A 21548-nucleotide genomic window follows, 5' to 3' on the forward strand; every position below is an offset into this window, starting at 1 on the left:
GCGCCGGGGGATCCCACCGCCGACACCGACCGGTACGAAGGGCCGCCGATGACGTCTTCCGCAGCACGCTCCTGGGCCGAGGCGCAGGCCGGGGGGTTCGCCCTCTCCCCCGCCGCCGCCGACCTGCTCGAGGAGCTGTACACCCCGTCCCTGCCCGCGGCCGCGGCGGAGTTCGACCGCGAGGTGGCCGCCCTCCCCGCGGACCACCTGCCGACCTGGGGGCTCACCAGCCGCCGTCCCGGCACGGGGGCGGACCTCCTGCTGGACGGCCTGGACCATGACACCCTCCGCCGTGTCCTGGTGTGGTCGCTGGCGACCATGCCCCCGTACACGGGGCCGGAGGAGGCGGCACCGGCCCGCACCGAGGAGGAGGCCCGGCGGCACCGGCGGATCCAGCGCCACTTCTCCCGCTCCGCGCTGGACTGGGACGGCGCCACCCTCCCGCTGCTGCTGCGCACCTGCGCCCTGGGGCTGCGCCCCTCCGACCTGGCGGTGAACGCCTGCGCGAAGGCGCCGCGCCACGTCCTGGCCGCCTCCGCCGACACCGTCCGCGCGGTGGCCGCCCACCTGGAGGAGTGGCTGGTGTCCGTCCCGGCCGAGGACCGGGACCGGGAGCAGGCCCACCACCGGCTGCTGGGGGCCCTGCTGGAGCTGGGCGAGGCCCCCGCCTCCCTCGACGGGCTCTGCTACGCCGGGGACCGGTTCTTCGACCGGCTGCGCGCCGCGCGCCCGGACCTGCTCACCGCTCCGGGGCTGCCCGCCCTGCTCGTGCACTCCCTCCAGCCCTTCCACGGGGACACCTGGCGACAGGGCCTGCCCGACCTGCTCGCCGGGTTCACCGACCTCGACGGGGCGCTGCGCGGGTTCCTGGAGGTGGCGCTGGACCTGCCCGACCTGCCCGATCCCGTTCCCGCCCTCACCGCGCGGGACCGCCTCGACCACCACCTGCCGGGGCACGTCCGCCACCGCGGGGAGAAGTACATCGCCGTGCACGCCGGCCACCTGCTGCGGGGGATGTCCGAGCTGTTGCCCCTGCTGGACCCGGTCCCGCGGTGGGCGCCGGACCTGCTGCGCCGCCTGGTGCTGCACCTGGGCGTCCCCGCGGCCGGGCGCGGCCCCCGGGCGCTGGACAGGGCCGGCTCCTTCCTCCTCACGTTCAACCGGCTGCCCGGTCCGGAGTCGCTGGCGGCCCTGGTGGAGATCCGCTCCGAGCTCCGGGACCGGACGGCGGTGGGGTACGCCGACGCCACGCTGAGGACGGTGGCCGACCGCATGGGCCTGTCCGCCGCCGAGGCCGCGGAGCGCACCGTCCCCGCGCACGGGCTCGGCCCCGACGGGACCCGCACCGAGCGGGTCGGCGGCCACAGCGTGACGGTCGCCGTGACGGAGGGGGGAGTGGCCCTGCGGTACACCGGACCCGACGGGAGGACCGGCTCCCGGGCGCCCCGGGAGCTTGCCGCGGAACACCCCGAGGCCCTCAAGGAGGCCAAGGACCGGGCGGCGCGCGTCCGCAGGACCTTCAAGGCCGAGCAGGAGCGCCTCGGCGCCCTCGGGGGCCACGCCCCGGCACTGGGCGTCTGGGTCTCCTCCTACCTGGAGCACCCGGTGACCGGGCCGGTCGCCCGCGGCCTGGCCTGGGCGGTGGACCCCGACGGCCGGCCCGGCACCCCCGAACGCGACGGCGGCCACTGGCTGCTGCGCGCCGACGACGGCGGGGTGCTCCTGCACACCGCCGACGCCCCGCCCGCGACCCGTGTGCGCCGCGCTCCCTGACCCGCCCGCCCCGGACACCGCCGCGGGCCGGAGGACGCTCCCCCGGCCCGCGGTCCTTGAAGCGGGGGTCACTCCTCCACGGAGGCGTTGTACTCCTCGATGGGGGTGGTCAGCCGGTCGGCGGCCGCCGCCATGGCCTCCTCGGCGGGGGTGTCACTGGTCAGGGCGGTCTCCCAGCCCTCCTCGGCGGCGGCGCGCGCCTCCGCCATGACGCCCATCATGCACCCGGCGGTGTTCTCGTTGATCTCGGAGTCGGCGAGCTGGGCCGCCGCCACGGAGAACTGCGGGAACTCCTCGGCCCGCTCCTGTGCCTCCGGACCGTCGTAGCCCTCCGTGTTGACGGACAGGTAGCCGGTCCCGGCGTGCCACTTCGACTGGGACTCGGGGGTCAGCAGGAACTGCACGAACTCCCAGGAGGCGCGGACCTCCTGCTCGCTGTGCCCCTCGCCGTTGATCCACAGGGAGGCGCCGCCGATGATCGAGCCGCCCGGGTCGCCCGCGGCGACCAGCGGGAAGTACCCGGCGCCCACCTCGAAGTCGGCCTGCTCGATGAAGCCGCCCAGCGAACCGGTGGACTCCAGGGTCATCGCGACCCGGCCCGAGTTGAACGCGGCCTGGGCCTCGTCGGTGTTGCGGCCGATCTGGAGGGCGAGCTCGTCGTCGACCATCCCCTGCCACCACTCGACCATCTCGACGACCTTGGGGTCGTCGAAGAGCACCTCCGCGGCCCGGCCGCTGCGGCCGTTGGAGTTGTCGCAGTAGGGGACTCCGGCACGGGCCATGAACTGCTCGATGAACCAGCCGTAGACGGCGGCCCCGAACCCGTACTGCACGACGGTGCCGTCGTCGTCGCGGACGGTCAGCTTCTCGGCCGCCTCGCGGATCTCCGCGAGGTCGGCGGGCGGGGAGTCGGGGTCCAGGCCCGCCTCCTCGAAGGCGTCCCGGTTGATGTACATCAGCGGGGTGGAGTTGTTGAACGGGAAGGACCGCAGCTCGCCGTCCACCGTGAAGTAGTTGAGCAGCGCGTCCTCGATCGGCCCGGTGTCGTAGCCGTCCGCGTCGATGAAGGACTGCGCGGGCACGGTCTGCCCGGAGTCGATCATGAACTGGGTGCCCAGGTCGAAGATCATGATCAGCTCGGCGGTCTCGCCCTGCTGGATGGCGGCCCGGTGGTTGGCCAGCGCGGTGTCGTAGTCGCCCTGGAAGGAGCCGGTGACCTCGATGCGGCCCTCGTTCTGGGCGTTGAACTCCTCGATGAGACCGTCGAGCACCTGTCCGTTGGTGGCGTCCATGCTGTGCCAGAACTCCACCTGGACCGCCTCGTCCAGGCCCTCCAGGACCTCCGCGCCGGGTGCGGTGAGGGTGCTGTCGCCACCACCGCCGCCGGAGCAGCCGCTCAGGACCAGGCCCAGGCCGGTGATCAGGGCGGCGGCACGGACCGCGTGCCGCCGGGGGGAGATTCTCATGCTTCGTCGCTTCCTGTGGTCGGTAGGGGGACCGCACCCGGGTTCTCGGGGTGCGGGCGATCGGGGTCCGGCTACTTGACCGCCCCGGCCGTGAGCCCGCGGACGATGAAGCGCTGTCCGAAGACCACGAGGGCGAGGGTGGGCAGGACGGAGAGGGCCGCTCCGGCCAGGAGCAGGCCGGGGTCGGACGCCTCACCGGTCTTGAGGCTGTTGAGTCCGATCTGGAGGGTCTGCATCTCGGTGCTGCGGGTGATGATCAGCGGCCAGAAGTACATGTTCCAGCTGGTGATGAACACGTAGACGCCGACGGCGCTGAGCGCGGGACGGCTGAGCGGGACGAGGACCGTCCACAGGAACCGCAGGTGCCCCATGCCGTCCATGCGCGCCGCGTCGTACAGCTCCCCGGGGAACTGCTTGAAGCTCTGGCGCAGCAGGAACGTGCCGAAGGCGTAGGCCAGGAAGGGCATGACCAGGCCCGCGAAGGTGTCGGTGAGGCCCCAGGAGGCGATGGTCAGGTAGTTGGGGATGAAGGTGGCCTCGCCCGGGACCATCAGGGTCGCCAGGAACAGGGCGAAGACCACGGCCGATCCGCGGAAGCGCAGGAACACGAAGGCGTAGGCGGCCAGGGCCGAGGTGGCCAGCTGGGAGACCGTGATGATCCCCGCCATGAGGAGCGAGTTCCCGTACATGCGCACCAGCGGTACGGCGTTCAGGGCGGCCGTGATGTTGTCCGTGTGCAGCCCGGTGGGGAGCAGCTGCGCCGGGAAGGTCGACAGCTCCCTGGGGTCCATGAGCGCTCCGGCGAACACGTAGTACACCGGGAACAGGGTGGGGACCAGGAACACGAGCAGCAGCAGGTAGAGCACCGCCCGGCCGAGCAGGAAGCGCGGGGAGGGCCGGTGGCGGCGGCGCCGGGGCTCCGGAGGGGCCGGGGCCGGGTCGCCGCGTCCGACGGTGGTGAGGGGGGCCGCGGTCATGCGTAGTGCACCTTCCGCTCGATGACGCCGAACTGGACCGCGGTGCACACCAGGACCACCAGCAGCAGGACGAGGGCCTGGGCGCTGGCCCGGCCGAAGTCGCTGGTGCTGTAGGCGAAGGCGTGCTCGAAGATCGAGTAGACCAGGGTGGTCGTGGAACCGCTGGGCCCGCCCCGGGTGAGGATGTGGATCTGCCCGAAGCCCTGGAGGGCGTTGATCGTGGAGATCACGATGAGGAAGAACAGCTGCGGGCCGAGCATGGGGACGGTGACGTCGCGGGCCAGGCGCACACCGGTGGCCCCGTCGATGCGGGCGGCCTCGTTGACCTCCCTGGGTATGGAGCCGATCCCGGCGGCCAGGACGAGCACCCCGTAGCCGAGGTTCATCCAGACCGTGGTGATGCACACCGACCACAGGGCCATCTCCTGGGAGGTCAGCCAGGGGACCTGGGAGAGCCCGACGCGGTACAGGATGCCGTTGAGCACGCTGTTGCCGGAGCTGTAGAACACCACGAAGATCACCGAGGCGCTGGCCACGGAGAACGCGAAGGGCAGGGCGAAGGCGCCGCGCAGGATGCGCTGTCCGCGGATGACGCCCTCCAGCAGGAGGACGATGACGAGCGCGCCGAGCACCCCGGGAACGACGGTGCCGAGCGTGAAGAGCAGGGTGGTGAGCAGGACCTCGCCGAACTCGGGCGAGGCCATTTCGGCGAAGTGGCCGAACCCGACGAACCGGTCGGGCCTGCCGATGATGTCGTTGCCGTGCATCGACAGGTACACGGTGCGGCCGAGGGGATAGGCGAGGAAGAGCGCGAACACCGCGATCGAGGGCGCCAGGAACGCCCAGGCCAGCACGGTCTCCCTGCTCTGGCGGGTACGGCGCGCCTGCGGGGGTTTCAGGGGTGCGGTGGCCGTCGGGGTGGTGGTCGCGCCCCCTCCCCCTCCGGTGGGGGTGGTTGGTGAGGACACGCCCCGCAGTCTTGTCCGGGCGGGTGACCGCTTCCCCCCTGCGGGGGGAACGGTGTGCCAACGGGGGGACGCGGGGCGGTTATGTCCGGCACCGATCACCGCTCGTAACGTGCGGGTTCACCAGAAGTTCGCGGCATCGAGCGACGCGGAACACGGTGGCCGCACCCCGGGGACGGCGTCCACCGCCCCCGAAGGTCGGCGGGCGCGGTCCGGGGGCCCGCCGCGCGGGACGGGTCCCTCGTCCGGGGCCGTCCGGTCGAGGGTCCCGTGCCGCGGCGGGCGGCCGTCCGTCACACGCCGCGTTCGCGCGGGTACCCCTGGCGCAGCAGGCCGTAGTTGAAGGCCTGCTCCAGGGCCACCCAGGAGGCGTCCACGACGTTGGGGCCCACGCCCACGGTCGTCCACTCCCCCGCGCCGTCGCTGAACGTGACGAGCGTGCGGGTGATGGCGTTGGTGCCCGAGCTGCCCTCCAGGATGCGGACCTTGTAGTCCACCAGCTCCAGTCCGGCCAGCGCCGTGTACACGCCCTCCATGGAGGAGCGCAGCGCCCGGTCCAGCGCGTTGACCGGGCCGTTGCCCTCGGCGGTGGCGATGACCCGCTCGCCCTTGACCGTCAGCTTGACGGTGGCCTCGGTCAGGCTCTCGTACGCGCCGAACAGCGGTGCCCCGTCCCGGGGGCGGCGTTCGGTGATGACCCGCCACGACTCCGTCTCGAAGTAGCGGACCGGCTCGCCCATCTCCTCCCGCAGCAGCAGCTCCAGGGAGGCGTCGGCCGCCTCGAAGCTGTACCCCGACAGCTCCAGGCCCTTGACCCGCTCCACGACCCGGCCCGACAGGGCGCGGTCGCCGGCCAGGTCCAGGCCCAGCTCCTGGGCCTTGAGCTCGATGGACGCGCGCCCGGCCATGTCGGAGACGAGCATGCGCATGGTGTTGCCGACCAGCGCCGGGTCGGTGTGCTGGTACAGGTCGGGGTCGACCTTGATCGCGGAGGCGTGCAGCCCGGCCTTGTGCGCGAACGCCGACACCCCCACGTAGGGGCGGTGCGTGTCCGGGGCCAGGTTGACGATCTCGGCGACGGCGTGCGACACCCGGGTCATCTCCTCCAGGCAGCCCTGGGGGAGCACGTCCATGCCGCGCTTGAGGGTGAGCGCCCCCACCACGGCGAACAGGTCGGCGTTGCCCACCCGCTCCCCGTAGCCGTTGGCGGTGCACTGCACGTGGGTGGCGCCGGCGTCCACGGCGGCCAGGGTGTTGGCCACGGCGCACCCGGTGTCGTCCTGGGCGTGCATGCCCAGCCGGGCGCCGGTGGCCTCGCGCACCTCGGTGACGGTGCGGAAGACGTCGTCGGGGAGCATGCCCCCGTTGGTGTCGCACAGGATCACGACGTCGGCGCCGGCGCCGGCCGCGGTGCGCACGACGTCGAGGGCGTAGGACGGGTCGTGCCGGTACCCGTCGAAGAAGTGCTCACAGTCCACGAACACGCGCTGGCCGTGTTCGCGCAGGTAGGACACCGTGTCGGCGATCATGGCGAGGTTCTCGTCGAGGGTCGTGCGCAGTGCGCGCTCGACGTGCCGGTCGTCACTCTTGGCGACAAGGGTGACGACCGGCGCGCCGCTGTCGCGCAGCGCGGCCACCATGGGGTCGTCGGCGGCCCTCACACCGGCCCGGCGGGTCGCGCCGAACGCGGTGAGTTGCGCGTGCTTCAGCGAGAGCTCTTGTGAAGCCCGCTGGAAGAATTCGGTGTCCTTGGGGTTCGCCCCCGGCCACCCTCCCTCGATGAACCCCACCCCGAAGTCGTCCAGCAGCGCGGCGATGGCCAGCTTGTCGGAGACCCGGAGATTGATCCCCTCGCGCTGGGCCCCGTCGCGCAGCGTGGTGTCGAAAACGTGGAAACCGTCGTTCCTCATGGGTGGAACTCCCGAAGGTGGATGCTGTGGAGGACCGACCCGGACCCGGCCAACAAAAAAGACCCCCCATGGACATGAGAGGTCTGCGCGCCGGCCAGGTCCGTTGTCAGCCGGCGCGCCTCACGATGATGATCACCTGAGACGGCATGCGGCCAGTGTGCCACAGGACGACGTCCGTGACCCCGCCCGCGGACCGATTGTCCCAACATGTGGGACAGTGATTTCTCCCACTGGACGAATCGGGCGGGGCCGGGCCGGACGCCGCGGGCCGCCGGGGAGACCCCGGCGGCCCGCGTTCGGTGTCCCGCGTCCGGGTCTACTTCCCGAAGCGGGTCACCCAGCCGTGCTCGTCGGGGCGCTGCCCGGTCTGCACGCCCACCAGCTCCTCGCGCAGGCGCATGGTGATCGGGCCGGGGGTGCCGTCGCCGATGGTGAACTCGCCCTCGTCGCTCTTGACGAACCCGACCGGGGTGATCACCGCGGCCGTGCCGCAGGCGAAGACCTCGGTCAGCTCGCCCGACTCGGCGGCCTTGCGCCACTCCTCGGTGGAGATCGGCTTCTCCTCCGCCGGGATGCCCAGGTCGGGGGCGAGGGTCAGCAGCGACTCGCGGGTGATGCCGGGCAGCAGCGTGCCGGTCAGCGGGGGCGTGCGCAGGCGCGCGTTCTCACCGGAGCCGAACACGAACCACAGGTTCATGCCGCCCATCTCCTCGACCCAGCGGTGCTCGCGGGCGTCCAGCCAGACCACCTGGTCGCAGCCCTTCTCCACGGCCTGGGCCTGGGCCAGGAAGCTGGCCGCGTAGTTGCCCGCGAACTTGGCCGCGCCGGTGCCGCCGGGGGCGGCGCGCGTGTAGTCCGTGGACAGCCAGACGGTGACCGGCTTGATGCCGCCCGAGAAGTAGGAGCCGACCGGGGAGGCGATGAGCAGGTAGACGTAGCTGCGGGAGGGGTGGTTGACCCCCAGGCCGACGTCCGTCGAGATCATGAACGGGCGCAGGTAGAGGCTGAAGTCGGGCTTGGTGGGGACCCACTCGCCGTCGTGCTCCAGCAGCAGCTCGATGGACTTGAGGAACAGGTCCTCGGGAAGCTCCGGCATGGCCATGCGGGCGGCGCTCCGGTTGAAGCGGGCCGCGTTGGCCTCGGGCCGGAAGGAGGCCAGGGAGCCGTCGGGGTGGCGGTAGGCCTTGAGCCCCTCGAAGATCTCCTGGGCGTAGTGGAGCGCGGAGGTGGCCGGGTCCAGGCTCAGCGGGCCGTAGGGCTCCAGCTTCGCGTCGTGCCACCCCTTGCCCTCGGTGTAGCGGATGCTCACCATGTGGTCGGTGAACACCTGGCCGAACCCCGGACTCTCCAGCAGTGCCTCTCGCTCCTGCGGGGTCTTCCGCCGGTCGGAGAGCTGGATGTCGAACGCCAACCCGCTCGTGGTGGTGTTGTCGTTGGTCATGACTCGTCGGTCCTCTCGGGTGCATCAGGTCGGCAGCGCCGCCGACCTGGGATCTAGTCTGTCGGAAGAGCGCACCCTGTGCCAGAGCGGGAGCAACGGGCCCGTAACACGGCGAGGGCGCGCCCGGGGATGTCCGGGCGCGCCCTCACGGGTGTTCGCGGTGGCTGTGCCGGTCGGCCGCGCCCTGGTCCATCGACGGGGCAGGGCCGACGCGGGGCGTCAGCCCTGCTCGGCTACTCGCGCGGCGAGGTCGTCGCCGATGCGGGAGGTGGAGCGGGTCTCGCCGGGGGCACGGGACTTGAGGTCGGCGGAGACCGCGGCCTCGATGCGGCGGGCCGCCTCGGGGACGCCGAGGTGGTCCAGCAGCATGGCGGCCGACAGCACGGTGGCGGTCGGGTCGGCCTTGCCCTGCCCGGCGATGTCGGGGGCCGAGCCGTGGACCGGCTCGAACATGCTCGGGAAGGTCCGGTCCGGGTTGACGTTGCCGCTGGCGGCCAGCCCGATGCCGCCGGTGATGGCGGCGCCGATGTCGGTGATGATGTCGCCGAACAGGTTGTCGGTGACGATCACGTCGAACCGGGCGGGCTGGTTGACGAAGAACATCGCCGCGGCGTCGACGTGGCAGTAGTCGACCGAGACCTGCGGGTACTCGGCGCCGACCTCGCGGACGACGCGCTGCCACAGCTCGCCCGCGAAGGTCAGGACGTTGTCCTTGTGGACCAGGGTGAGCTTCTTGCGCGGGCGCTCGGCGGCCTTGGCGAAGGCGAAGCGGACGACGCGCTCCACGCCGAAGCGGGTGTTGACGCTGTCCTGGGTGGCGATCTCGTGCGGCGTGCCCTTGCGCAGGACGCCGCCGGCCCCGGCGTAGGGGCCCTCGGTGCCCTCGCGGACGACGAGCATGTCGATGTCCTCGGGGCCCACTCCGGCCAGCGGGCTCTCCACGCCGGGGTACAGGCGCACGGGGCGCAGGTTGACGTAGTGGTCGAAGTCGAAGCGCAGGCGCAGCAGCAGGCCGCGCTCCAGGACGCCGCTGGGGACCGTGGGGTCCCCGACCGCGCCCAGGTAGACGGCCTCGTGCTGCGCCAGCTCCGCGGCGACGGAGTCGGGCAGGGTCTCGCCGGTGCGGTGCCAGAGCCGGGCGCCGAGCTCGTACTCGGTGGTCTCGACGGCGAGGTCGTGCCGGGCGGCGGCGACCTCCAGCACCTTGAGGCCCTCGGCGACGACCTCGGGTCCGATCCCGTCGCCGGGGATGACGGCCAGTTTCACCGTGCGCGCTGCCATGCGGCCTGCCTCTGCTCCGATCGCGATCCCACCGGCTACTTCTCACATGGTGAGATCAGAATGAACACTGAATGAGACAACCATACCGGTCCGCGAGACCGGCGGCGTCCGTCGCCCGACCTTTCAGTCGCGGCGGTTCAGGGCGTCCTGGAGCGCGCGGTGGATCTCGTCGTCGACGTCGGAGGCGGACGGGTACTCGACCATGTCGTACATCATGTGGGACTCCGATTGCGGTGCGTGACCGGCATCGCGTGCACTCGGGCCGGATGGGCGCGCCGTGCGGATGCCGCGGTCCACGGTGACCGCGAGAGATGAGAGAAAGACGGGAGCGTGGTTCCCGGCGGGGTCGCCGGGGCCGCCTCCGCGGACCCGGGTGGGGGCGGGCGGAAGCGGCGGACGGCGGCGTCGACCGGTGGAGTCGGACACCGCTGGCTCCTAGGACGACAGAATATCGGATGTCCAACTATGTGGCCAGAAGTTCTCACGATGTGAGACGACCGCGTGTCGCCGCAGGTGGGAGCGCCCGCGTTCCACCTCGGAACAGAAGGGGTGCGGCCTCCGATCGGACACCGCGCCCCTGCCCTGTCGTCAGCGCGTCCCCCACAGGGTCAGCCCGGTCCAGCGGCCCCGTGTGAGCGCACGGATCCGCCGCTCCCAGCGGTCGGCCTCCTCCTCGGCCCGCTCCGCCTTCCGGAGCGCCTTCTTCAGGCGCCTGTCCCAGTCCGAGGGGGGAGGCTCCGGCGCCTCCCCCGTCGCGGCGACCGCGTCCCGGTCCGCCTCCGCCGTCCCCCACACATCGGCCACGACGGCGTCCGGGTCCTCCGGGGAGGCGCCCAGGAGCCGGGCCCGGGCGAAGGCCGAGGTCCGCTCCAGCCGCGGTCCCCCGCCCCGGGTCAGGACCAGCCCCGCCCGCTCCCTGTCGGCGATCCCCGCCATCACCGCCAGGGCATGGGGCGCCACCGGGAAACCCGCCGGCACCAGCAGCCGGAAGGGCGCGTCCGGGTGCGGCTCGAATCCCCCCTCGCAGAAGCGGACCCTCGGTTCGCAGCGGTAGTACTCCTTCAGCAGGCGCACGTCGAGGTCCGGGTCGTCCAGCATCCCGTGCCGTCCGGGGCCGGCCTTGGACCACTCCCCCGAGAGCACCACCTCGATGTCCGCGGGCGCACCGCCCAGGAGTCCGTCCACCACGGCCGCGACCCCGTCGTAGCCCTGCCCCCGGGTGTCCACCGCGATCTGCGCGTAGGGGACCCGCCAGGAGCGCCACGCCGCCTGTCGGCGGCTCCACATCAGGGGGATCCGGTCCTCCTTGGCGGGCCGCGAGGCCCGCAGGACCCGCGGTCCGTCGTGCTCCGTGGCGGGCACGCCCAGATGCCGGCCGACCGCCTCGGGGTCGGGGACGAAGACGGCCCCCCGCTGGGCCAGGCGGTAACCGAGCTCGCTGTCCTCGCCCAGGCTCAGGGCGGGGTCGATGCCCCCGGCCTCCTCCAGGAAGGCCCGGCGGACCGAGAACGAGGCCCCGGTGAACACCTCCCAGGCGCGGTGCGCCGCACCCGCCGGCCCCGCGACGGCCTCCAGCAGTTCGGCGATCCACGCCGGCCGGGCGGCGTTCTCCCGCCGGCGGCGCGGCCACTCGGCGGCGAGGACCATACTCCTCACCCCCTCGGGGGTCAGGTCGTGGAAGGGTCCCTCCTCGAACACCGTGTCACCCAGGACCGCGAGGTAGTCGGCCAGGTGGTGCCAGCGCATCTGCGCCTCCAGGTGGTCGCGGAACACCACCATGTCCGCGTCCAGCCGGAGCACCACCTCGCCCTCGGAGGCCAGGACCCCCGAGTGGACCGCGTGCCCCGGCCCCCAGCCGCCGGGCGGGGCCGGTACCAGCCGCGTGTTCTCCGGGCGCAGCTCCGGCAGCCGCAGAGCCGGAGCACTCCCGTCGTCCACCACCACGACCTCGGTCAACGACGGCGGATACCCCTGCGCCGCCAACGAGGCCAACGTCAGGTCCAGCTTCTCCTGCCCCCCGAACGCCGGGACCACCACACTCACACCCAGCACCGGAGACCACTCCCCCAGCGCCGGAGGGCCCAGCACGGTGTGGTCGTTGCGCCGGACCACGGGCCGCGGCGCACACGCCGCGCCCGCGGGGAGGCCCTCGGAACGGACACCCGTCACAGCGTCACCCCTCATCCCAGGACCCGCCACAGCAGCCGCCCGAGCCCGCCCCCGGTCAGCCGGCGGAACCTGCCCTCCAGGGCCCGGGCCCGTGCGCGGTGCCCCTCGGCCGCCGCCAGGGCCCGCGCGACCTGCTCCTCCCAGTCGGCGGGGGCCTCCGGCGCCTCCTGGAACAGCTCCGAATCGCCGTCCATCCAGTGGACGCCGTAAACGCGGTCGACCATCGCCTCCAGGTCCTCGCCCTCCCCGGCCAGCCGGCGCGCCCGTGCGAAGGCCGCGGTGCGTTCGAGCCGGGGTCCCCCCAGGTCGTTCCCGAGGACGGTGGCCCGCAGGAGCCCGCACCGGCTCTTCTCCATCCGGTCGACCATCCGGTCCACGGCGTGGGGGGCGAGGACCTGACCGGGTGCCAGGAGGAGGCGGAAGGGGACGTCCGGGTCTGCGCCGGGCACCGCGGCGGCGAAGCGGACCCGGGGCTCCGCGCCGTAGTGCTCCCGGATCAGGCGCAGGTCCTGGCCGGGGCCGTCCGCCGGTCTGCTCCGGGCCGCCCGCTCGGGCTCCCAGGCGCCGACCAGGGTGATCCTCAGGTCCGACGCGTCACCGCGCAGCAGCGCGTCGACGGTGGCCGCGACCTCCTCGAACGTGTGCCCTTCGGCCTCCACCACCGCGTCGACCCCGGGGACCTGCCACCGCCGCCCCCGGACGCGCCGGGAGTCCGCCATGTAGGGGAGGCGGTTGCCCACGAAGGTCCGGTTGAAGCGCATCGCCTCCGCGCGGCGCCTCTCCATGTGGGGGAGGCCCAGGTGCCAGCTGCCCGCGGCGCGCTCGGGCACGAAGACGGCTCCGTTCTGGAGCATGCGGAACCCCAGATGGGTGTCCTCGCCCAGCAGGAGGGTGGGGTCCATGCCCCCGCTCTCGTGGTAGAAGGCCCGGTGGACCGAGCCCGTGGCCCCGATGAAGCACCGGTGCGCCCGGGGGCCGGCCTTCCGCAGGTCCCCGGTCGTACGGTAGGCCTTGGCCAGCCACTCCATCTCCCGCCCCGGCCCCTCGACCAGCCGCTCCTCCTCCCCCTTTCCCACGGCCTCGAACACCTCCCGCGGGGTGGGCGGGTGTCCGGTGTCCTCGACGACGCGCAGGTTCCCGGTGACCGCGAGGTAGTCGGCCAGGTGGTGCCAGCGCATCTGCGCCTCCAGGTGGTCGCGGAACACCACCATGTCCGCGTCGAGGAACAGCAGCACCTCGCCCCCGCAGGACAGGGCGCCCGAGTGCACGGCGTGGGCACGCCCCCAGCCGCCGGGCAGGGCCGGTACCAGCCGCGTGTTCTCCGGGCGCAGCTCCGGCAGCCGCAGAGCCGGAGCACTCCCGTCGTCCACCACCACGACCTCGGTCAACGACGGCGGATACCCCTGCGCCGCCAACGAGGCCAACGTCAGGTCCAGCTTCTCCTGCCCCCCGAACGCCGGGACCACCACACTCACACCCAGCACCGGAGACCACTCCCCCACCGGGGGCGGCTCCAGCGCCGAGTAGTCGTTGTGCCGCAGGACCGGCGGCGGGGCGGGTGCGGTGGAGCCGAGTACCTGCTGCCCGGCATGGTCGACGAGTGTCACGGCCGTCTCCTCAGTCGCTCGTGCTCTGCCCGGAGGGGGTCCCCCGCTCCGGTGCCCCGGCGGGGCCCCCTGCCTCTCCGGGGGGCGCGTCGCCGGGGTCGCTCTCCAGCAGGGCGCTGGGCCGCCAGCCCCGCCACTGCGTTCCCCTGTCGCGCAGGAAGAACCCCATCCGCTCCAGCCAGGTGTGGCCGCGCCCGGCCCGGCGGATGACGTGCCCCAGGCCGTGTGCGCGGTAGACGGCGGCCCCGGCGGCCCGGGCCCCCTCCAGGAGCGCGGCGTCCTCGTTCACCGGGAGGGGGCGGAACCCGCCGACCTCCTCCAGGAGGGTCCGGTCGGTGAGGAGGCAGGCGCCGGAGACGTGCTCGGCGAAGCATTCGGAGAAGGTGTCCCACCGGACGGTGAGGGACAGGGGTTCGAGGTAGAAGTACTCGGCCGCGGTTCCCACCAGGTCCGCACCCGAATAACGACGCGCCCACACCAGATCCGACAGATGATCGGGCCCGTACCAGTCGTCATCGTCCATCTTCGCCACCAACGACCCCGACGCCCGCGCCACCGCCCCGTTCAACACCGCACCGAACACCCACTCACCCGGCGCCTCCCACACCACCAGCCGGCCACCCGACGCCCGGAACCCCTCCACCGCCTCCCGCACCCCCGGCACACCCGCACCGAACCCGTGCAGCGCCAACACCACCTCCACATCCACACCCCGCTGCCGCCCCACCTGCCGCAGCGCGAACCCCACCATCTCCGGCCGCCGCGTGCACAACACCACCGACACCGAAGCCGCCGGAACCGGCCCCACCCCCGCCCGCACCGCCAACCCCCGCCACCGCGCGGCCACACTGTGCGACCCCAACGCCGCACGACGCAACCGCACACTGAACTCCTCACGCACCTGCGCGTCCGCCAGCCCGGCCACCGACACCGAACCCATCAACCCCACCAACGACCCGCCCAGACACCCCGCCCACGCAGGCACACCCGACGACACCACCGGAACACCCGCCACCGCCAACGCCGCCACCGCACGCACCGCCGCCAACGGACCGCTATGGCGCCCCCACTCCACCCGCACCGCACGCAGATCACGCACCGCCGCCACATCCACATCGGTCACAGACCCGTCATCGGGAACCCGCCACCGCTCCCGACCACCCGCGACCAGCACCCACCGCCCCTCCCGACACACCAACCGCCCCACCACCGACGAACACCCCCGCACGAACCCCACCGGGTTCACCACACGCTCATCCACCGGAGGCACATCCCCCACGGAGGGCAGGGGGGAGCACAGGTCCGCGGCGCCGGGGGAGCCGATCCGTTCCCAGGAGCCCTCCGCGAGGGGGCGCCGCGGGGGCGCTCCCCGGTCCCCGGTCCCCTCCCCGGCCTCCGGGAGGACCTCCGAGGCGGGTTCGCTCCCGCCGGCCGCCCGCAGCGGGACCTCGCCGGGGCGCCACAGGCCGGCGTCGGGCCCGGCCGTCTCCGCGGGGGGCGCCGGGGCGGTACCGCGACGGCCGCCCAGGAACCCCCGGGCCACCCCGGCCAGCACCTCGGCCACCGACACGGGGGACTCGAAGAAGAGGTCCGCCGTCCACCCCCAGCCGACCGACCGGCGGACCCGCACGTCGAGGAGGCCGGTCCACCGGCCCGCGTCCGGCAGGGCCGGCAGCGGCGGGCGCCGGGCGGTGGCGGGCGAGCGGACGCAGACGAGGACCCGGGCGGCCTCGGGGAGCCCCGCCGTCGCGGGGATGCCGCGGCGCAGGTCCGTGATCGACCCGGCCAGCACGGCGACGAGGTCGAGGGGCCCGTCCCCCGCCCCCGGCGGAGGGGCCGCGTCGGCTTGCGCGAGGTCCGTGGGCCGGACGCCCGCCGTGGCGGCGGCGCGGGCGAGGCGCGAAGTGCCCTGCCCGATGTGGCACAGCAGGGCCCCGCGCGGGGAAGCGGCGCGCAGCGCGCCGTTGAGCTCCGTCACACTCACCGGGCCGCCTCCGCGGGCGCCCTGCGGGCGGGCTCCTCCCCCGCGGTCCACGGGTCCGCCCGGCGCGCTCCCGGCGGCCCCTCGCCGGGCCCGGCCTCCAGCAGCGAACTGGGCCGCCATCCGGGGAGGGGGCGTTCGCCCCCGTGCTTCAGGAAGTAGCCGCTCCCCACCCTCCAGGTGTGGCCGGACGCCTTGCGGCGCAGCACGTAGTTGCCGCCGTGGCCGCGGTGGATGCGGCCGCCCATCCTGCCGATGGCCAGGTTCAGCCGGGTGTCCTCGCCGGTACGGACCTCCGGGAAGCCCCCGGCCTCCTCCAGTGTCCTGCGGTCCGTGAACAGGGTGCCCCCCGCCGCGGTGTGCCAGGCGCACTCGGTCGGCTGGGCCAGCCTGACCGTGACGTCCAGGGGCTCCAGGTACACGAATTCGGCCGCGGTTCCCACCAGGTCCGCACCCGAATAACGACGCGCCCACACCAGATCCGACAGATGATCGGGCCCGTACCAGTCGTCATCGTCCATCTTCGCCACCAACGACCCCGACGCCCGCGCCACCGCCCCGTTCAACACCGCACCGAACACCCACTCACCCGGCGCCTCCCACACCACCAGCCGGCCACCCGACGCCCGGAACCCCTCCACCGCCTCCCGCACCCCCGGCACACCCGCACCGAACCCGTGCAGCGCCAACACCACCTCCACATCCACACCCCGCTGCCGCCCCACCTGCCGCAGCGCGAACCCCACCATCTCCGGCCGCCGCGTGCACAACACCACCGACACCGAAGCCGCCGGAACCGGCCCCACCCCCGCCCGCACCGCCAACCCCCGCCACCGCGCGGCCACACTGTGCGACCCCAACGCCGCACGACGCAACCGCACACTGAACTCCTCACGCACCTGCGCGTCCGCCAGCCCGGCCACCGACACCGAACCCATCAACCCCACCAACGACCCGCCCAGACACCCCGCCCACGCAGGCACACCCGACGACACCACCGGAACACCCGCCACCGCCAACGCCGCCACCGCACGCACCGCCGCCAACGGACCGCTATGGCGCCCCCACTCCACCCGCACCGCACGCAGATCACGCACCGCCGCCACATCCACATCGGTCACAGACCCGTCATCGGGAACCCGCCACCGCTCCCGACCACCCGCGACCAGCACCCACCGCCCCTCCCGACACACCAACCGCCCCACCACCGACGAACACCCCCGCACGAACCCCACCGGGTTCACCACACGCTCATCCACCGGAGGCACATCCCCCACGGTCAGCGAACGCAGCGGAGCGATGTCGGTACCGGCCCGGCCCACGGAACCCCAGGAGAGCTCCGCCCCGGAGGGCCTGGCCAGGTGCGGGGACCGGACGTCGTCGTTGCGGGTCCCCGCGCCGGTGAGCAGGGTGAGGTCGAGCGGTTCCGCAGGAGCGCGGAAGGGCTCCCCGGGCCGCCACGAGCCCGCGTCGGGGCCCAGCGCGCGGCCGACGGGGAGGGGAGGCGCCCCGCGCCGGCCGCCGAGCGCGCCGCGGGCCACCCCGGCCAACACCTCGGCCGTCGGTGCCGGGCTGTCGAAGACGAATTCGACCAGGCGCCCGCCGCAGGGGAGCACACGGCCGCGGAAGTCGAGGAGTTCGGGGCCGGGAAGGGACGCGGGGAACGCCGGCACGGGCGAGCCCGGCCCGCGGAAGGCCTCGATGAGGACCGAGAGCCGGGGCACGGACGGGATCAGGTGCGCGTGCGGGACCAGGGCCCGTAGACGGAGCACTCCGGGAACGATCACCATCGCCTGCCCGTACCCGGGTCCCCCGTCGAACGCGGGGCGTTCCCCCCGGATCAGTTCCTCCAGTTCCAGGAACACCGCGTTCCCGGGCAGCGCGGACGGGGGCGGTTCGCCCTCCCCGCCGTAGCGGCACACCAGCACGGGGCCGCGTCCTAAGAACCCGGCGAGCCGGGTCCGCCGCGCGGGGCTCATGAGAGGTTCCGCAGGCTCTGGGCGGCGTCCGCGTCGCGGCCGTCCAGCGTGATCCGCACCCCCGTGGAGGCGAGCCGGAGTTCGAGGCGGGTCAGGCGCTCGGCCAGGTCGTCGGCGCGGCCGACGAGCTCGACGCGGTTCTCCCCGGAGATCTCGGCGAACTCCCGGACCTGCCGGTCGAATCCGGCCCGGAGCGTCCGGAGCTGGCGGTTGACCCGGTGGAGCACCAGGACCAGGACGAGGCACGTACCGAGGAGCGCCGTGCACACCAGCAGCTGGACGGCGTCCTGGAAGGAGAGGCGGCCGAAGGCGACCAGGCCCCCCAGGAACACCACCTCCATTCCGGCGGAAAGTGCACCGAGAAAGAGAATTCGAGAACGCGAAAGCTTCAACCCCGCCCCCAGGGAAAACCGTTCGACTCATATGTCCCAGGAAACCTTATGAGCCCCGACCGCAGAGGGCGCCGCCGAAAAAGGAAAGCAGGAGTAAACAGAGACACCGAATACCGAAAGCCCCGGAGCCGATCGGCAGGAAATCCCTCACCGACCCCAGACTTCACAGAAAAGGCGAATTCCAAGAAAAGCCGTTTAACATCGGAAAAGGGGCCGCACCTCACGGTGCGGCCCCTCCTCGTCCCTCGGCGCGGCCGGGTCAGTCCTCCAGGTCGACCTGGCGGGTGACCTCGGCGTCGATCTCGGCGGAGATCGACGCCAGGACCGCGTCCGGCACCGCGGAGTCGACGGTCAGCGCGATGAGCGCGCGGCCGCCCTCCTGGTCCCGGATGACCTGCATGCCGGCGATGTTGACCCCGGCGTCGCCCAGCAGGGCGCCCACCTTGCCGACCACGCCGGGGCGGTCGTCGTAGGACAGGAACACCATGTGCTCGGCCAGGCCGATCTCCAGGGTGTAGTTGTTGACCTCCACCAGCTTCTCGACCTGGCGGGGACCGGTGAGCGTGCCCGACACCGACACCCGGGTGCCGTCGGCCAGCACGCCGCGCACCGCGATGAGGTTGCGCCAGTCGCCGCTCTCGTCGCTGGTGACGAGGTCGACCTCCACACCGCGCTCCTTGGCCAGCAGCGGGGCGTTGACGAACGTCACCGTGTCCTCGACCACGTCGGCGAACACGCCCTTGAGGGCGGCCAGCTCCAGCACCTTGACGTCGTGGGCGGCGATCTCCCCGCGCACCTCCACGTCGATGCGGCTGGGCAGCGCGCCGGCCAGGGCGGTGAAGACCCGGCCCAGCTTCTCGGTGAGCGGCAGGCCCGGCTTGATCTCCTCGGCCACGCCGGTGCCCTGCACGTTGACCGCGTCGGGCACGAACTCGCCGGACAGCGCGAGCTTGACCGAGCGGGCCACCTGGGTGCCCGCCTTCTCCTGCGCCTCGTGGGTGCTGGCGCCCAGGTGCGGGGCCACGACCACGTTCTCGAACTCGAACAGCGGGCTGTCCGTGCACGGCTCCTTGGCGAACACGTCGATGCCCGCGCCCGCGACCCGGCCGTCCTTGATCGCCCGGTACAGCGCGTCCTCGTCCAGGATCCCGCCGCGCGCGGCGTTGATGATCCGCACGTTCGGCTTGACCTTGTGCAGCGCCTCCTCGCCGATCAGGCCGAGGGTGTCCTTGGTCTTGGGCAGGTGGATGGTGATGAAGTCGGCGCGCCCGAGCAGGTCGTCGAGCGTGGTCATCTCCACGCCCATCTGGGCGGCGCGCGCGGGCTGCACGAACGGGTCGTAGGCGATGACCCGGGTCCCGAAGGCCAGCAGGCGCTGGGCGACCAGGGCGCCGATGCGGCCCAGGCCCACGACGCCGATCGTCTTCTCGTACAGCTCGACGCCGGTGTACTTGGACCGCTTCCACTCGCCGTTGACCAGCGCGTTGTGCGCGGGGGCGGTGTTGCGGGCGCTGGCCAGCAGCAGGTTCACGGCCTGCTCGGCGGCGCTGACGATGTTGGAGGTCGGGGCGTTGACCACCAGCACGCCCGCCTTGGTGGCGGCCTCCACGTCCACGTTGTCCAGGCCGACGCCGGCCCGGGCGACCACCTGGAGGCGGGGGGCCGCGGCCAGGGCCTCGGCGTCCACCTTGGTGGCGCTGCGCACGATCAGCGCGTCCACGTCGGCCAGGGCCGGCAGGAGCCGGGACCGGTCGGCGCCGTCGACGCGGCGGACCTCGAAGTCCTCTTCGAGCAGCGCGATTCCGGCGGGCGAGAGTTCTTCCGCTACGAGTACGGCGGGTTTGGACACAGGGGTTCCTTTTCGGGTGGTGCGTCCCGATTCGCGCAGGTCAGGCCCTACCGCGATCGGGTGAGGACGGCCGGGAGGAAGTCTACTGCGGAGGTAGGGAAGCCCGATGGGGGCGGGTGGTCGTAGCCACCCACCCCCATCTCACGAGGACTCCGCTCAGCCCTTGAGCCAGCTCATCAGCGGGCGCAGCTCGGCCCCCACCTTCTCGATCTGCTCGTTCTGCTCGGCCTCGCGGCGCTTGGTGAACGTCGGCTGCCCGGCGTCGAACTCGTCCATGAGCTCCTTGGCGTAGGAGCCGTCCTGGATCTCGCGCAGGATCTTGCGCATCTCCTCGCGGGTCTGCTCGGTGATGAGGCGCGGACCGCGGGTGTAGCCGCCGTACTCGGCGTTGTCCGACACCGACCAGTTCATCTTGGAGATGCCGCCCTCGTACATGAGGTCGACGATGAGCTTCAGCTCGTGCAGGCACTCGAAGTAGGCGATCTCCGGCTGGTAGCCCGCCTCGACCAGGGTGGCGAAACCGGCCTTGACCAGCTCCTCGGTGCCGCCGCAGAGGACGACCTGCTCACCGAACAGGTCGGTCTCGGTCTCCTCCTCGAACGTGGTCTTGATGACGCCGGCCTTGGTGCCGCCGATGCCCTTGGCCCACGACAGCGCGAGGTCCCAGGCCTGGCCGCTGGCGTCCTTCTCGACCGCGACCAGGCAGGGGACGCCGCGCCCGGCCTCGAACTGGCGGCGCACCAGGTGGCCCGGGCCCTTGGGGGCGACCATGGCGACGTCCACGCCCTCGGGCGCGGTGATGAGCCCGTAGCGGATGCTGAAGCCGTGGCCGAAGAAGAGGGCGTTGCCCGGCTCCAGGTTGGGCTCGATCTCCGCGGCGTACAGGTCGCGGTGGATGTGGTCCGGGACCAGGATCATGATGACGTCGGCCTCGCGGGTGGCCTCCGCCGGGGTGAGGACGCGCAGGCCCTCCTCCTCCGCCTTGGCGCGGCTCTTGGAGCCCTCGGCCAGGCCGATCCGGACGTCGACGCCCGAGTCCCGCAGCGACAGCGCGTGCGCGTGGCCCTGGCTGCCGTAACCGATCACGGCGACCTTCTTGCTCTGGATGAGCCCGAGGTCCGCGGCGTCGTCGTAGTACATCTGTGCTGCCACTTGGGGTTACTCCTTGTTCTTCACATTCGTTGGGGGACGCGGGGGCACCCGGCCGTGTCCGGGAGCCGGGATCCTCAGGCGGTGCGTTCGACCGCCCGCAGGGAGCGGTCGGTGATCGACCGCGGCCCGCGCCCCAGGGCGACCAGCCCTGACTTGACCAGTTCCCGGATGCCGAACGGCTCCAGGTTCTTCACCAGGGCATCGAGCTTCTCGGGGTCGCCGGTGGCCTCGATGACGACGACGTCCGGGCTGACGTCCACGACGTGCGCGCGGAACAGCTCGGCCGTCTGAAGCACATGGGTGCGGCTCGACGCGTCGGCCTTGACCTTCACGAGCAGCAGCTCGCGCTGGACCGACGCGGTGGTGTCCATCTCCACGATCTTGACGACGTTGATCAGCTTGTTGAGCTGTTTGGTCACCTGCTCCAAGGGGTGGAGGTCGCAGTTGACCACGATCGTCATCCTGGACAGGCCCGGATACTCGGTGGTGCTGACACTGAGCGAGTCGATGTTGAACCCGCGGCGGGAGAAGAGGGCAGAGGCGCGGGCGAGGATGCCCGGGGTGTCCTCCACCAGGACGGAAAGCGTGTGACGGCTCATGGTGGTC

15 protein-coding genes are annotated in these 21548 nt (G+C 72.7%); 1 reads left to right on the forward strand and 14 read right to left on the reverse strand.

Annotated features, from left to right (window positions below; genetic code table 11):
* Window positions 1-48: 48 nt before the first annotated feature.
* Entirely contained in the window at window positions 49-1773 is a 1725-nt protein-coding gene (locus tag ACFVNO_RS09955; protein WP_378891174.1) for a hypothetical protein, read from the forward strand.
* Window positions 1774-1841: 68 nt separating this feature from the next.
* Here the strand turns inward: ACFVNO_RS09955 and ACFVNO_RS09960 are convergent, their stop codons facing one another.
* The 14 genes from ACFVNO_RS09960 to ilvN form a co-directional block, all read right to left on the reverse strand.
* Complete coding sequence (locus ACFVNO_RS09960; RefSeq protein ID WP_378891177.1) at window positions 1842-3239, reverse strand: ABC transporter substrate-binding protein; 1398 nt, start codon at window positions 3237-3239, stop codon at window positions 1842-1844.
* A 71-nt stretch (window positions 3240-3310) separates the two neighbouring features.
* A complete protein-coding gene (locus ACFVNO_RS09965; protein ID WP_355258364.1) occupies window positions 3311-4216 on the reverse strand; it encodes a carbohydrate ABC transporter permease in 906 nt (301 codons plus the stop codon).
* Complete coding sequence (locus tag ACFVNO_RS09970) at window positions 4213-5184, reverse strand: carbohydrate ABC transporter permease (RefSeq protein WP_378891180.1); 972 nt, start codon at window positions 5182-5184, stop codon at window positions 4213-4215. The genes ACFVNO_RS09965 and ACFVNO_RS09970 overlap by 4 nt, the downstream gene beginning before the upstream one ends.
* A 290-nt stretch (window positions 5185-5474) precedes the next feature.
* Window positions 5475-7091, reverse strand: coding sequence for a citramalate synthase (gene cimA, locus ACFVNO_RS09975; RefSeq protein ID WP_378891183.1), 1617 nt, complete (start codon window positions 7089-7091; stop codon window positions 5475-5477).
* Window positions 7092-7407: 316 nt separating this feature from the next.
* Complete coding sequence (locus tag ACFVNO_RS09980) at window positions 7408-8532, reverse strand: branched-chain amino acid aminotransferase (RefSeq protein WP_220563133.1); 1125 nt, start codon at window positions 8530-8532, stop codon at window positions 7408-7410.
* Window positions 8533-8751: 219 nt separating this feature from the next.
* Entirely contained in the window at window positions 8752-9813 is a 1062-nt protein-coding gene (locus ACFVNO_RS09985) for a 3-isopropylmalate dehydrogenase (protein ID WP_220563134.1), read from the reverse strand.
* Between the two features lie 588 nt (window positions 9814-10401).
* Window positions 10402-11982 (reverse strand): glycosyltransferase family 2 protein, encoded by a 1581-nt coding sequence (locus ACFVNO_RS09990; protein WP_355258369.1) that lies wholly within the window; start codon window positions 11980-11982, stop codon window positions 10402-10404.
* 11 nt (window positions 11983-11993) lie between these two features.
* Complete coding sequence (locus ACFVNO_RS09995) at window positions 11994-13589, reverse strand: glycosyltransferase family A protein (protein WP_355258372.1); 1596 nt, start codon at window positions 13587-13589, stop codon at window positions 11994-11996.
* Between the two features lie 10 nt (window positions 13590-13599).
* Complete coding sequence (locus tag ACFVNO_RS10000) at window positions 13600-15573, reverse strand: glycosyltransferase (protein ID WP_378891189.1); 1974 nt, start codon at window positions 15571-15573, stop codon at window positions 13600-13602.
* Window positions 15570-17549, reverse strand: coding sequence for a hypothetical protein (locus tag ACFVNO_RS10005; RefSeq protein WP_355258380.1), 1980 nt, complete (start codon window positions 17547-17549; stop codon window positions 15570-15572). The genes ACFVNO_RS10000 and ACFVNO_RS10005 overlap by 4 nt, the downstream gene beginning before the upstream one ends.
* On the reverse strand, window positions 17546-17890 hold the full coding sequence (locus ACFVNO_RS10010; RefSeq protein WP_355258382.1) for a hypothetical protein: 345 nt from the start codon (window positions 17888-17890) through the stop codon (window positions 17546-17548). The genes ACFVNO_RS10005 and ACFVNO_RS10010 overlap by 4 nt, the downstream gene beginning before the upstream one ends.
* Window positions 17891-18200: 310 nt before the next feature.
* Complete coding sequence (gene serA, locus ACFVNO_RS10015) at window positions 18201-19790, reverse strand: phosphoglycerate dehydrogenase (protein ID WP_355258385.1); 1590 nt, start codon at window positions 19788-19790, stop codon at window positions 18201-18203.
* Window positions 19791-19946: 156 nt separating this feature from the next.
* A complete protein-coding gene (gene ilvC / locus ACFVNO_RS10020; RefSeq protein WP_220563143.1) occupies window positions 19947-20942 on the reverse strand; it encodes a ketol-acid reductoisomerase in 996 nt (331 codons plus the stop codon).
* Window positions 20943-21016: 74 nt separating this feature from the next.
* Entirely contained in the window at window positions 21017-21541 is a 525-nt protein-coding gene (gene ilvN / locus ACFVNO_RS10025) for an acetolactate synthase small subunit (protein ID WP_220563144.1), read from the reverse strand.
* Between the last annotated feature and the right edge of the window lie 7 nt (window positions 21542-21548).

It is taken from the genome of Nocardiopsis sp. NPDC057823 (genome assembly GCF_042797335.1).
Lineage (GTDB): Bacteria > Actinomycetota > Actinomycetes > Streptosporangiales > Streptosporangiaceae > Nocardiopsis > Nocardiopsis changdeensis.